General features: G+C 60.8%; 10 protein-coding genes. 7 read left to right on the forward strand and 3 right to left on the reverse strand.

The genetic code is table 11. The features are described 5' to 3' along the window. The first annotated feature begins 256 nt into the window (after positions 1-256). Positions 257-751, forward strand: a complete 495-nt coding sequence (locus METAC_RS23965; protein ID WP_245257504.1) for an AprI/Inh family metalloprotease inhibitor — start codon at positions 257-259, stop codon at positions 749-751. 1,302 nt (positions 752-2,053) lie between these two features. Here METAC_RS23965 and METAC_RS0115725 read toward each other — a convergent pair. After that, positions 2,054-2,443: an acyl-CoA thioesterase gene (locus METAC_RS0115725; protein ID WP_026607783.1), complete on the reverse strand. Its 390-nt coding sequence runs from the start codon at positions 2,441-2,443 to the stop codon at positions 2,054-2,056. Positions 2,444-2,513: 70 nt separating this feature from the next. After that, positions 2,514-4,571: a thioredoxin domain-containing protein gene (locus tag METAC_RS0115730; RefSeq protein WP_026607784.1), complete on the reverse strand. Its 2,058-nt coding sequence runs from the start codon at positions 4,569-4,571 to the stop codon at positions 2,514-2,516. 86 nt (positions 4,572-4,657) lie between these two features. Here METAC_RS0115730 and mnmE point away from each other — a divergent pair, with 86 nt between their 5' ends. From mnmE to METAC_RS23985, 6 genes are all read left to right on the forward strand, one after another. Further along, a complete protein-coding gene (gene mnmE / locus METAC_RS0115735) occupies positions 4,658-5,971 on the forward strand; it encodes a tRNA uridine-5-carboxymethylaminomethyl(34) synthesis GTPase MnmE (RefSeq protein ID WP_026607785.1) in 1,314 nt (437 codons plus the stop codon). 90 nt (positions 5,972-6,061) lie between these two features. Then, entirely contained in the window at positions 6,062-7,921 is a 1,860-nt protein-coding gene (gene mnmG, locus METAC_RS0115740; RefSeq protein WP_026607786.1) for a tRNA uridine-5-carboxymethylaminomethyl(34) synthesis enzyme MnmG, read from the forward strand. Between the two features lie 2 nt (positions 7,922-7,923). Beyond that, entirely contained in the window at positions 7,924-8,643 is a 720-nt protein-coding gene (rsmG, locus tag METAC_RS23975) for a 16S rRNA (guanine(527)-N(7))-methyltransferase RsmG (RefSeq protein ID WP_084143695.1), read from the forward strand. Between the two features lie 77 nt (positions 8,644-8,720). After that, positions 8,721-9,632 carry a ParA family protein gene (locus METAC_RS23980; protein ID WP_084144030.1) on the forward strand — a complete coding sequence of 304 codons (912 nt, stop codon included), beginning with the start codon at positions 8,721-8,723 and terminating at the stop codon, positions 9,630-9,632. After that, a complete protein-coding gene (locus METAC_RS0115755; RefSeq protein ID WP_026607787.1) occupies positions 9,622-10,512 on the forward strand; it encodes a ParB/RepB/Spo0J family partition protein in 891 nt (296 codons plus the stop codon). The genes METAC_RS23980 and METAC_RS0115755 overlap by 11 nt, the downstream gene beginning before the upstream one ends. A 435-nt stretch (positions 10,513-10,947) precedes the next feature. Next, positions 10,948-12,012: a DUF2778 domain-containing protein gene (locus METAC_RS23985; RefSeq protein ID WP_051335622.1), complete on the forward strand. Its 1,065-nt coding sequence runs from the start codon at positions 10,948-10,950 to the stop codon at positions 12,010-12,012. Between the two features lie 103 nt (positions 12,013-12,115). Here METAC_RS23985 and METAC_RS0115765 read toward each other — a convergent pair whose 3' ends face one another. Continuing rightward, positions 12,116-13,219, reverse strand: coding sequence for a lysozyme inhibitor LprI family protein (locus METAC_RS0115765; RefSeq protein WP_026607788.1), 1,104 nt, complete (start codon positions 13,217-13,219; stop codon positions 12,116-12,118). Between the last annotated feature and the right edge of the window lie 75 nt (positions 13,220-13,294).

Consider the following 13,294-nt stretch of genomic DNA (forward strand, 5'->3'; position numbering starts at 1 on the left):
ACTGAAAAAACCTCTCCGGAAACAGACCCGTACAAAGCCTATCCGGCCGCGACGGTCCTGTCACGAGAACGGATAGCGCATTTTGGCCCGAGCGACAAATCGCGCGGCGGATCGCTGCTCTCTTGGAAATCTCCTGGATTTGGCGCGAGGCTCCTACGGCGGGAATAGGGTTGGCCTAAAGCGCGGATTTTCGCTACCTGTTGAAAATGCGCCGGCTCCGGCGAGGCGCGCAAGCGGCTTGGAGATATTCGCGAACATGAAAAAAGCGAGCGGGATGCGGAAATGGGCGAAAAGCGCCTCGGCATGGCGGGGACTGGCGCTGGCCGCGAGCGTTTTTGTTTGCGCCGAGGCGCAGGCGGCCGGTCCCGGCGACGCCGCGCCCGATTCCGCCGAAAGCGCGCCGACGCCGGCGAAGCCTGTCAAGCACGCCGCCAAGACCGCGCCGCGCGCGAGCGGCGCCTCCAGCGAAATGGCCGGCCGCTATTCGGTGCTGCGGGAGGCCGGCAAGGACACGGGCTGCATGCTGACGCTCGACGCCAAGCCCGGCGCGCATGGCAATAAAGCGTCGCTCGCTCCCGGCTGCCGCGATCAAGGCATTGTGATCTTCGATCCGGTCGGCTGGCAGATCGGCGGCGGGCGCCTCACGCTCACCGCGCGCAAGGGCCACAGCACGCATCTCGATCAGCAACCGGACGGAACCTGGCTGAAGGACCCGAAGGAGGGGAAGGGCCTGAGCTTGAAAAAGATGTGAGGCGCGCTCGGCGTTCACGCGCGGCAACTTCTAAATCGTTCGCGCATGCCTGTCTTTGAAGGCTCCACTAGCCGCAATGGCTTGCGGCGTGGCCCGCGTGAGTTGATGCTCCATTACCATGCGTTCGCAAAGCTCGCCAGCGCCCTTGATCCGATACTGGACTTCGCCGCCCGACTCCGGCAATTGCGCAACGACCGTGAAGGCCAGGTCCGATCTCAAGAAATTTCCAGCGCGCCCGTCGAGAGAAACCCGGTCTCCGACTTGATAAAGATGGCCGGCGATAGCTGTTCTCATGCGGGTGCACTTTCAGCTTCCGGATAATCGTTCACTCGCACGTGGCATGGGACGTCCTCCAATTTGTTCTCGACGGCGGCGCGCTGTTTAGCGTCCTCTTGCGCCGAAATGACAAGAAGCTCATGCAAGATCTGAACGGTTGAGGGAAGCGGGAGTCGTCTCCCGAAACGATGCGTTTGGGCCATAATAAAAGCTCCGATACGCCTTTGATGTGCAGGTCATTAAGTCGCTTAGAAATAAGACGACGGCAAGCATCGCCGCCGCCAGACTATTCCGCTGCCTAGAGCATGCTTAGAAAAGTCCGATCGACTTTTTTCGATGCTCTAACTTATTGGATTGGAGCGCTTACGAGAAGGCTTATCTCTTTACTTCAGGCGCCTTAGGAGCCGAGACATCAGCCGGCTTGGCCCGGCGCGGGTTGACCTGGGACTGAGTCGGCGGCGCGACATCCGCATTGTCCGTTTTGGGAGCGTCAGCAGCGGACTTGATCGCGGGATTATTTCATCGAGATGAATCCTTGAAGTTCACTATTCCGAGATGGCGAGCGCCAAGACGGCCTTCACATAAAATCTCCTCGATCGCTCCGAAGAAGGTTTTCATGCTCATAATGACTTCTAACAAAGCCACCAGAGACAGCTAAATACGATACATGACGACATTTACCTATATCTTGAAAACATATATGGAAATTGCATGTTTAAAATACAAGGTATATGCCGGAATTTACTTCTGCAGCTACAACGATGCGACGGCAGATCGGCGGCCCGCACTCTTTCGTCATAATGGACAGCGGGAGTGACTTGTCGTCGTGCGAGACACAAGCGGTTCATACGCTCGCTCGGCACGAAGCGGCCGCGCGCATGCGTCCGATTGTGGCGTCATTGGCAGGCAAAGCGCCATCGGCGCAATCCGCTCATCCGCTTCTTAAAGTCTCGCCAAGCGGTATCTCGGGCGGCGGGACGCCAAACGTCAAAACTCATCTGCTGGCGACTCATCCCTAAAACCACTTCACTCCGGCAGCGGCCGCGGCTTGCGGTCCTCGCCGATCGCCACGAAAATGAACAGCGCGTCCGTCACCTTCACGCTCTCCTCGCTGTCCCGCGCTCGCTGCCAAGCCTCGACTTCAATGCGCATCGAGATGCGGCCGCGCCCGACCAGCCGCGCGAAAAGGCTCACTTCGTCGCCGACAAAAACCGGGCTGTGGAAAACCATGGCCTCGGCGCGCACAGTCGCGGCGCGGCCGCGCGAGACCCTGGCGGCGACGCTGCCGGCGGCGAGATCCATCTGCGACATGAGCCAACCGCCGAAAATATCGCCCGCCGGATTAGTGTCGGCAGGCATGGCGATCGTGCGGATGACCGGCGCCTCATTCGGCAGGGCGGACTCTTTATCGGCCATGGCGCGGTCCTGAACCAGAGCAATCATGGTAAAGCCGGGCCGCTGCCGCTTCTCGCAGCTTGAAGCGGATTTATCGCAAACTGTCGAGCAAAGCCTCATTGTCTCGCACGGGCAGCGAGCAGGCGCCCCCCGAGCAGACAAAAGCCGCCGCCTCGCCGGCGAGCGCCGCTTGCGCCTTGGCCGGATGCCCCTCGGGAATGTCCTGCGGCCGATCGATGTCCATCACGATCCGGTCGATGAAGGGCGCGGCCAGCGCCGTCTCGTAAAGCTCCTGTCGATTGGGGCCTGCGGTCACGATCTCCTTGGCTCGGAGGCGAAGGTCGAGCGCATTCAAAATGCCGGCGTGGCCGACGAAACTGGTTCTGACATAGGGCGCGACCGCCTTGAACAAAGCGTCGGCCCGGTCGAGCCAGCGCGCCTCTCCGGTTAGCCCGGCGAGCCGGACGAGGGCCGAGAGATAGACCGGATGGGCGTTGGGGATGGCGTCGTCCGAGGTCGGCGCGAGATGCAGGATGACGTCGCCGGCGTCGGCCGCCGCCATGCGGAGAAGCCCGCTCTCCGGATCGACATGACAGGCATCGAGCGCCTCGGCAAAAGCGATGGCCTCGGCGAGATAATCGCGCGGCGGGAGCGCGGCTACGGCTGGAAGGTTGCGCGCCTCGTGCAAAGCGAGGGCGGCGCGCATCATGGCCGCATAGTCGAGCGCCATGCCGGGCTTGACGAACACGCCGGCGCGCCAGCTATGGGCGAGCCGCTTCCGCCCCTCGGCGTCCTTATACTGCATGGTCTCGGCGATGAAGCGATAGGCGCGGGCGGCGAGCGCGATCCATTCATGCTCGCCGAGAAGCGTCGCGCCGTTGACGAGGGCGGCGATCATCAAGCCGTTCCAATCGGCCATGATCTTGTCGTCGAGGCCCGGGCGGATGCGCTTCTCGCGGACCTCGAAAAGCCTGCGCCGGATCGGGGCGAGCCGCGCCTCCTCCTCCGCCGTCGGGCGCTTGGATTCGAGGCGGTTCAGGATCGTCACCATCTCATTATGTGGGTGCTCGGCCCAATTGCCGATCCGCGAGGCGTTGTAGAATTTGCCGAAGAAGCTCGCATCCTCCTGCCCGAGCCGCGCCACGAGCTCGTCCCAGGTCCAGACATAATATTTGCCCTCGACGCCCTCGCTGTCAGCGTCGAGGCTCGCGCAAAAACCGCCTTCATAATTGGTCATCTCGCGCTTCAGCCAGCCGACCGTTTCGCGCGCGCGGGTCAGAAAGAGATCATCGCCGAATTCGTGATGGCAAAGCGCCAGAAGCTCCAAAATCTGGGCGTTGTCATAGAGCATTTTCTCGAAGTGCGGCGCGAGCCAGCGCTCGTCGGTGGAATAGCGCGCGTAACCGCCGCCAAGATGGTCATAGATGCCGCCCTCCGACATATGGGTGAAGGTCAGGCGCACAAGGTCGCGATAGGGGACCTTGCCAAGACGCGCGCCGGCGCGCCACAGAAGCTCGAAGATCGGCGTATTGGGAAATTTTGGCGCGCCGCGGAGCCCCCCATCCACTTGGTCAATGAAGTTGATGACCTGCGGCGCGAGATTGTCCAATTGCTCCAAGGTCAAGGCGCCGCCTTCGCCGCTCGGCGCGGCTTTGGTCAGGCCCTGGCGGACGATCTGCGTATTTTTGGCGATCCGCTCCGGCTCCGCGTGAAAGGCCTGGGCGACGGTCTTCAGCACGGTGACGAAGGCCGGCCTGCCATATTGCTCGACCTTAGGAAAATAGGTCCCGCCCCAAAATGGCTCGGCGGCCGGCGTCAAAAACATGGTTAACGGCCAGCCGCCGCGCTCGCCGAAAGCCTGAAGCGAGGACATATAAATATGATCTATATCGGGCCTCTCCTCGCGGTCGACCTTGATGTTCACGAAAAGTTCGTTCATCACAGCGGCCGTCTCGGCGTCCTCAAAGCTTTCATGCGCCATCACATGACACCAATGGCAGGCGGCGTAGCCGACCGAGAGAAGGATCGGCTTGTTGAGGTCCTGCGCCTCCTGCAGAGCCTCCTTGCTCCAGATCCGCCAATGGACCGGATTTTGCGCATGCTGCAAAAGATAAGGGCTTGCGGCCTTGGCGAGTTCATTGGTTGACATGGCGATCTTCTCTTCGGAGGACGGCGGAGCGCAAAGACGAAACGAAATGATGCGATGATGTTACAGGACGAGCCGGCGACAGGGCGATGAGCAAGGACACGATTTTCGCCATCGCCTCTGGCACGAGCCGTGCCGCGATTGCGGTGCTGCGTCTTTCCGGCCCGGCGACGCCGCAGATCGTCGCGCGCATGGCCGGCAAATTGCCGCCGCCCCGCGCGGCGACTCTCGCGAAATTTATAGACCCTGCTTCGGACGAAACCATTGATCGCGGCCTTGTGGTCTTTTTTCCGGCGCCGAGGAGCTTCACCGGGGAGGACTGCGCCGAATTCCATATCCATGGCGGCCGCGCGGTGGCGGCCCGGCTGATCGCAGCGATCGGCGCTTTTCCCGGCGCGCGGCCGGCTAAGCCCGGCGAGTTCACACGGCGTGCGCTTTTGAACGGGAAGATGGATCTCGCCGAGGTCGAAGGTCTCGCCGATCTGATCCAGGCCGAGACCGAATGGCAGCGGCGGCAAGCGCTCCGCCAAATGGAGGGACGACTCAGCCGGCAGGCTGAGGATTGGCGAAGAAGCCTTCTCGAAGCCGCCGCCCTGATCGAGGCGGAGATCGATTTTTCAGACGAAGCGGCCGTACCGCCCGAGACCAGCCGCAAGATCGGCGAGATCCTGGCGCCGGTGCGCGACGCGCTTCTCGCCGAGCTTGCTGCGGGAAGGGTCGGAGAGCGCATCCGGGAAGGTCTGGTCATTGTGATCGCCGGCCCCCCAAATGCGGGAAAATCGACGCTTTTAAACGCGCTGGCCCGCCGCGACATTGCGATCGTCTCGCCCGAGGCTGGCACAACGCGGGACGCGATCGAAGTTCATCTCGACCTTGATGGGTGTCCGGTGATCTTGATCGATACCGCCGGCCTGCGCGATAGCGCCGATTCCGTCGAGGCGATCGGCGTCGCTCGCGCGCTCGAAAAAGCCAAAGGTGCAGATCTTGTTCTTTGGCTAAGCGAATTGGCGGCGCCGCAAGCCGCGCCAGAGTCTTTCCTTGGGCTTGAGACCTGGCCGATCTTGACAAAAAGCGAGTTCGGCAAACGAGAGACGACGCAGGACGCGCTTGCGATCAGCGCCGCGACAGGCAATCTCGACCTCCTGATCGCGCGGCTCTCGGATTTCGCGCGCCGCAAGACGGGGGAGGGATTTGCCGGACTCATCACGCGCGAGCGGCATCGGTTGGCCTTTCAAGCGTCGGCAGAAGCTTTATCGCGCATTCTCAACGCGCCCGAAGCGCCGGTGGAATTGCTTGCCGAGGATTTGCGGGCGGCTGCATTCGCCCTACAAAAGATTACCGGCTTGATCGACGTCGAGGATATATTAGGCGAGATTTTCTCGCGTTTTTGCATCGGCAAATGACAGGCCGTCTCATAATCATTGCGGGGGACCCCGAGATCTCCGCCCAAATACCTGTTTCACGTGAAACAGGGAGGCCATAAGGCGCGCGAAATGGCGGCAAGTTTTGATGTGATTGTGATCGGCGGCGGCCATGCCGGATGCGAGGCGGCGGCGGCCTCCGCGCGCCGCGGCGCAAGGACCGCTCTGCTCACGCAATCCGTCGCTCATATCGGAACCATGTCCTGCAATCCAGCTATTGGCGGACTGGGCAAAGGTCATCTCGTGCGAGAAATCGATGCGCTCGACGGACTCATGGGGCGGGTCGCCGACGCCGCCGGAATCCAGTTCCGCCTCCTCAATCGCGCCAAAGGTCCTGCCGTGCGTGGGCCGCGCGCGCAAGCCGACCGCAAGCTCTATCGCATGGCCATGCAAGAGGCGATTGGCGCGGTGGACCAACTCACGGTGCTCGAGGGGGAAGCCGCTGAACTCATCCTCCGTGACGGCGGCATCGCCGGGCTGCGCACCCTAGACGGCGAAGACATCGCCTGCGGCGCGCTGGTTATCACGACCGGCACTTTTCTGCGTGGGATGATCCATATCGGCGAAAGGCGAATCCCGGCGGGACGCATGGGCCAATCGCCTGCCAATCGCCTGGGCGCGACGCTACAGGCGCTCGGTTTTCGGACGGATCGGCTCAAGACCGGCACGCCGCCCCGGCTCGACGGGACAACCATCGACTGGGCCGCGCTGGAGCGACAGAAGGGCGACGACGAACCCGAGCCATTTTCCTTTTTGACCGAGCGCATTGAGACGCAGCAAATCGATTGTTTCATCACAAATACGACCGAAGAGGGCCATAGGCTCATCCTCGATAATCTGAAAAGCTCTCCGGTCTATTCCGGCGCGATTTCGGGCAAAGGGCCGCGCTATTGTCCCTCGATCGAAGATAAGGTCGTGCGCTTTCGTGAGCGCGAGGCGCATCAGATCTTCCTCGAGCCGGAAGGGCTCGAGGACAAGACCATCTATCCGAATGGGATCTCCACCTCGCTTCCTGAAGAGATCCAGGATCGCTTCTTGCGCACCATCCCAGGCCTCGCAGAGGTCGCCGTTCTTCAGCCGGGCTATGCGATCGAATATGATTTCATCGACCCGCGGGAATTGACGCCCCTCTTGGAGACAAAGCGCGTCAGAGGCCTCTTTTTCGCCGGGCAGATCAATGGCACAACCGGCTATGAAGAGGCTGCGGCTCAGGGACTCGTCGCCGGACTGAATGCAGCCGCCTTCGCGGGAGGCGGACCCAGCGCCATTTTCGATCGCTCCGAAGCCTATCTCGGAGTCATGATCGACGATCTCGTCAGCCGGGGCGTGACCGAGCCCTATCGCATGTTCACCTCACGAGCCGAATATCGTCTCTCTCTGCGCGCGGATAATGCCGATCAGCGCCTGACCGCCAAGGGTGTCGAATTGGGCTGCGTAGGCCTCGTCCGCCGCGCAGCCTTCGCCAAAAAGGCCGAAGCTCTGGCCGCAGGGCGGACTCTCTTGGAGGGCCTCAGCCTCAGCCCCAATGCGGCGGCGGCGCAAGGCTTAAAGGTCAATCAGGACGGCGTCCGTCGCAGCGCATTTGATCTCCTCGCCCTCCCCGAGATCGCCATCGACCGACTTTCCGCGATCTGGCCTGAACTTGGCGCGCTCAGCGAGAAGACCGCTCGGCAGCTCGAGATCGACGCCAAATATGCCGTTTATCTGGATCGGCAGAACCGCGACATCGAGGCCTTCCGTCGAGACGAGGCGCTGGAAATTCCCGAAGAACTCGATTATGCGCGTCTTCCTGGGCTTTCCAATGAGATTCGCGCGCGGCTGGAGATGATCCGACCGCGCACCATGGGCCAGGCTGGACGCATCGAAGGCATGACCCCGGCCGCCTTGACCTTGCTCGCGTCCAAGCTGCGCAGCGCGCGCCGGGAGGTCTAGGCTTGGCGAAGCGTGCAAATGACAGACAGGCTTCGACGCCGGTCGGCAAGGACGGTCCTCACCACCCTGCTTTCGCGCGCGAATCTCCAGAAACTTTGCAGCGGCTCAGGATCTATGCCGAACTTCTGAAAAAATGGAATCCGACGATTAATCTTGTCGGCCCCAAGACGCTGGATCAAATTTGGATCCGGCACTTTGCCGATTCGCTCCAAGTCTCGGACGCTTTGCCTGAGGCGCGCCGCTGGATGGATCTTGGCTCGGGAGCCGGATTTCCTGGGCTCGTGACGGCGATCCGCTATGCGGACGATCCACAGGCCCGAGTCCATCTGCTCGAATCGGACCAGCGCAAATGCGCTTTTCTCCGCGAAGTTTCACGTGAAACCGGCGCGCCGGCCACCATCTGCTGCGAGAGAATCGAGAAATTCCTGCCAAGCTTCCATGAGCCGATCGAGGCTGTGAGCGCCCGCGCTCTGGCGCCTTTGCCGATATTGCTGCGCTACGCTGAAAATCTTATCGCAAAAGGTGCGATCGGCGTATTTTCCAAGGGAGAACACGCGGAAGCTGAATTGACCGATTCATTTACCGCAAGTAAATATTTGATCACGACGATGGAAAGCAGGACATGCGCCTCGGCTCGCCTTGTCATCGTGCGCCGGCGCCCCGATCTCAACGAAGATCGAAGCTTAGATCAAGAACCCGACGGTAAATTGCGTACAATCTAAAACAGATTGGCGTCAACTCACTTGCTGCAAATCTAATTACGTTACAGGATAATAGAGAGCGCGTGCATGCGCTCTCGATGGAGCCAGGCTTGTCATCACCCCATTCCCAAATGCGCATCCTCGCGCTCGCCAATCAAAAAGGCGGGGTGGGCAAAACGACGACAGCCATCAATCTCGGAACCGCCCTCGCGGCGATAGGCGAACGCGTTCTCGTCATCGATCTCGACCCGCAGGGCAATGCATCAACCGGTCTCGGCGTCGATCGCAGAGACCGCCGCCTTTCGACCTATGACGTGCTGATCGCGGAACGCACTTTGGCCTCGGTCATTCAAGAGACCGCCGTCCCACGGCTCGCCCTCGCGCCCGCGACCATCGACCTCGCCGGAGTCGAACTGGAGATCGCCGACCATAAGGATCGCGCTCACCGCCTCCGCGCCGCGCTCGCCGCACTCGCGCAAGAGCAAAGCGCCGACACGAATGAGGCGGCCTTCACCTATGTCCTGATCGACTGCCCCCCCTCACTCAATCTCATCACCATGAACGCGATGGCGGCGGCGCATGCCGTGCTCGTTCCGTTGCAATGCGAATTCTTCGCTCTCGAGGGCCTGACCCAGCTCTTGAGCACGGTTGACCATGTCCGGACCAATCTCAATCCAGGGCTCGCCCTCCACGGAATCGTCCTCACCATGTTCGATTCCCGCAACAGTCTCGCGACCCAGGTCGTGGCTGACGTGCGCGGTTTCCTGGGGGAAAAGGTCTACGAAACGGTCATTCCGCGCAATGTCCGGATTTCCGAAGCGCCTTCGCATGGCAAGCCCGTCCTGCTTTACGATTTGAAATGCGCCGGCAGCCAAGCCTATCTAAAGCTCGCCTCGGAAATGATTCAACGCGAGCGCGCCTATCGCGCGACGGAGTCCGGCGGCGCGCAAACCTCGCCAAATCAGCACCCGGAAAAACCCAATGACGAAAGTCTCCAAAATGGCGGATGAGCCGAAGCCAAGACTCGGCCGAGGCCTTGCGGCTTTGCTCGGAGACGCCCGTGAGGCTGCGCCGTCGGGAGACGTCGCGCGCGGGCAAAAAAAGGTCCCGATCGAGTTTCTTCGCCCCAATCCACGCAATCCGCGCAAGAATTTCGAAGAGGCGGAGCTCGACGATCTTGCGGCCTCGATCAAGGAAAAGGGCGTTCTCCAGCCTATTCTCGCCCGCCCCGCGCCCGGCCTCGCCGACGCCTATGAGATCATAGCCGGCGAGCGCCGCTGGCGCGCCGCCCAGCGCGCCGGTTTGCATGAGGTGCCGATCATCAGCGTCGAGGCGGACGACCGCCAGGCGCTGGAAATCGCCATTATCGAGAATGTCCAACGAAGCGACCTCAACGCCCTTGAGGAAGCCTCCGGCTATGACCGGCTCGGCCTGGAGTTCGGCTATTCGCAAGGCGATCTCGCCAAAGTCATCGGCAAGAGCCGCAGCCATGTCGCCAATAGTCTCCGCCTCTTGAAGCTGCCGGAACGAACGAAGCAGCATTTGGCCGCGGGCCGAATTTCCGCCGGCCATGCCCGCGCCCTTCTCGCAATGTCCGACGCAGACCCCCTCGCCGAGCGCATCGTGGCGCAGGGCTTGAGCGTCCGTGAGGTCGAGCGGATCGTCCAGGAAGAGGCCGAGCGGGGCTTGGCCCAGAAAGGGAAGGGCGGCCCGAAGCGTGCGGCGCCCGAGAAAGACGCCGATACCCGCGCGCTCGAAAGCGCGTTGATCGCCGCTCTCGGCCTCAAGGTCTCGATCGCCAATAAGGGCGAGAGCGGCGAGTTGCGCATCGCCTATAAAACTCTTGAGCAACTCGACGCCATCTGCCGGCTGCTGAAGAGCGACGCGTGATCCGCGCACGACCTGATCGCGCAAAGTGGCGTTCTCATATGTATCCTCTACGCGTCACCGCGCGCAATTCAGCAAATCTGGTTAACCAAGTCTTCCGGTTAACCATACCTCGATCATAAAGCGATTTAAGCCACGAATCGCTAAGGGCCGCCTTCGGTTCAACTCCCTCTACCCACCGCGCAGTTCTTAACATTCTCATTGCCTGACGTCGTCCGGTTGCATTCCGCGACACAAGGCAAAATCATCCTTTCATCGGAACTTAACTAAAAATCGCCTCAATCTCGCTTCAACAAGGAAGGGTAGCTCCTTGTGCGGAACGTAGATTGAGCGATCACACAACCACGCATCTCGCGCGGTCGATCGAGTCATTGCTCCGCAGAACAACTTGGCGCCCGAAAAGCGCCACGAAATGACAACATTTCGAGAGCGAGACGAATGACGCATTGGCTCGAATCGCCGCAAGACTTGCCTGCCCCCAGGCGCACTTCAGTCGCTCTGACAGTTCTTTCGCGAATCGTCCCAGGCGCGGTGACGCTTGGCCTTACAATGATGTTCGGCGTCTGGACGCTCTACCTCCGCGACGATGTCCCTCGCGTCTCCGAGGCGCAATCCATCGCAACGCCTCCGACCACCGAGGTCGCGGCGCTCACGTCGACGCCGACGGCTGAGACTCCACGCGCCGCGAATCCCTATGGCGCATTATTCGACCCCCGCGGCCTGCCAAACTCCGAGGCCGCCAGCCTGACAAAGAACTTTCCTGTCGCGGCAAACGACGCGCAACCGGCGACGCCAGCGGCTGCCCAGCCCGTTGTTGAAGCCGAGGCAGCCACGCCTTCCTCGCTTCAGTCCAACGCGAACGTGCCTATGCCCGTTCCGCGACCCGTCGAACTCGCCGCGCTGGACACGCGCAACCCCATTCCTGCGGCGTCGCGCCGCGTTGCGCAACAAAACAACAAGACATCCATCGCCGTTTCGCCGCCCGCCGACAATCGCTCGTTCTTCGAGAAGCTATTCAGCCCGGCGCAACCCTCAGGTCCCGTGCTCGCCTATGCCGCGCCAGAAACCAACATGGTCCTCGGCGCGGCCAAAGCGAGCACGACCGCAAACGCGCCGCGACTCGGCGGCGGAACAGCGATCTATGACATCTCGGCGCATACGGTCTACCTTCCCAATGGCGCGCGGTTGGAAGCGCATTCCGGCTTAGGCGACAGGTTGGACAACCCCCACTTCGTCCATGAACGCATGCGCGGCCCGACCCCGCCGAGCGTCTATGAATTAAAATTGCGGGAGGCGCCTTTCCACGGCGTGCGCGCGCTGCGCCTCACGCCTGTCGGCAATAGCTCGGTCTATGGCCGCACCGGCCTCCTTGCCCATACCTACATGTTGGGCCCCAACGGCGATTCCAACGGATGCGTGTCTTTCCGAAACTACAACGCCTTCCTGCAAGCTTATGAGAGCGGCGAGGTCAGACGCCTCGCGGTCGTCACGCATATGAATTAACGTGGCGACCGTCCTCTCCCCCTAGCGACAGGTCGGGTTTGCGCGGCGCGCCCGACCACATCGCCCCGCCTAACCGAACTTGCGCCGCACGCGCGGCGAAATCTCACGGAAGGGGAAAGGACGCTTTCACCAACGGCCGCAAGATAGTGTATGGGATCTCGCATGAACACATGCACTCGGCATATCCGCCGAAGGCGTCGTCATCATAGCTAACGGTCGCCAATTCGGCGCCGAAGCTCCAGTTATCGATGCGTCCGGTCTTCTCGACGACTTCGCTCATATTGACCTCGTCTGAGGGTTCTGAAAATCCCTCTGACTTTTGATGCTCGGCCTTTTCATTTTTGAGAAAAGTCTTACAGTAGCTGAAAATTTTCTCTGCGTTTTCTTTATCTAATAAATCGTCAAAAGACAGGCTGCGGCCGGTTTTCAGATCGACGTTGATATTATTATATTCGCGATACGGGTGAGGTTGACCCTCGAAAGACTCGTAATTCAAATGAGCGGAAATCAGCTGCGGCGACGCATAGGCCAAGCTGGCCTTCAGATCGACGAAATACGTGCTGGACCCATCTAGATCATATTCATCATCCATTCCTCGCAATGCGCGCTGGACGAATTTTTCCATTTCGGCATTGAACTTCTTTTCGCCCGGCCCTCTCGCGGGATTAAATTTAAACGCCTCGACAGAAGTTTTTATCTTCTTGCCTCCGCCTCTGAAGAAGAAGCGCGGTTCGATCGGCGTCGGCGTCCCGGGCCCCGCTTGCGGGCGCCCCTCCAGAAATTTCTGGCGCTCAATGCTTTGCTTCGCGAGGCATCCGGCCAAAAGGTCCGTTTCCGCGCCGCAATTTTCGTCACGGTCATGAATCCAGGCGATCTGGGAACGTTTCAGATCGCCCTTTTCCTTTTCGGGCAATCGATCGCGCAACAGCGCGAAGGCGCGTCCTAGAGCCCCGTCCGCGGCGAGCGCCGCGGGGTCGGAACAAATCGCTCTTTCGGTTGAGCTTTTCGCCTTGCCGCAGTCCAGAGCATATTCCGATCGGACTGAACCGATCCGATCGCCAAGACTATCCTCAACCAATTGAATCTGGGCCGAGTTCTTATCGATTGGATGAGTCCATCCAATCGGAACGCGCTCTAGAGCCTCGGCCCATGTGGCCGGCGACGCGAGATACACGACGGTGAGGCCTCGAATGACAATCAGCTTCATTGCGAATTCCTGAAAATAAATTCTTATTTGCCGAAAAAATGTAGACGGCCGGCAGACGCAAAAATATGGACCGGT

It is taken from the genome of Methylocapsa acidiphila B2 (assembly GCF_000427445.1).
In the GTDB taxonomy this organism is placed as follows: domain Bacteria; phylum Pseudomonadota; class Alphaproteobacteria; order Rhizobiales; family Beijerinckiaceae; genus Methylocapsa; species Methylocapsa acidiphila.

Coding starts and splice junctions, on each gene's coding strand:
- METAC_RS23965 (WP_245257504.1), top strand. CDS start 257: ATGAAAAAAGCGAGCGGGATGCGGAAATGGGCGAAAAGCGCCTCGGCA.
- METAC_RS0115725 (WP_026607783.1), bottom strand. CDS start 2,443: ATGGCCGATAAAGAGTCCGCCCTGCCGAATGAGGCGCCGGTCATCCGC.
- METAC_RS0115730 (WP_026607784.1), bottom strand. CDS start 4,571: ATGTCAACCAATGAACTCGCCAAGGCCGCAAGCCCTTATCTTTTGCAG.
- mnmE (WP_026607785.1), top strand. CDS start 4,658: ATGAGCAAGGACACGATTTTCGCCATCGCCTCTGGCACGAGCCGTGCC.
- mnmG (WP_026607786.1), top strand. CDS start 6,062: ATGGCGGCAAGTTTTGATGTGATTGTGATCGGCGGCGGCCATGCCGGA.
- METAC_RS23980 (WP_084144030.1), top strand. CDS start 8,721: ATGGAGCCAGGCTTGTCATCACCCCATTCCCAAATGCGCATCCTCGCG.
- METAC_RS0115755 (WP_026607787.1), top strand. CDS start 9,622: ATGGCGGATGAGCCGAAGCCAAGACTCGGCCGAGGCCTTGCGGCTTTG.
- METAC_RS23985 (WP_051335622.1), top strand. CDS start 10,948: ATGACGCATTGGCTCGAATCGCCGCAAGACTTGCCTGCCCCCAGGCGC.
- METAC_RS0115765 (WP_026607788.1), bottom strand. CDS start 13,219: ATGAAGCTGATTGTCATTCGAGGCCTCACCGTCGTGTATCTCGCGTCG.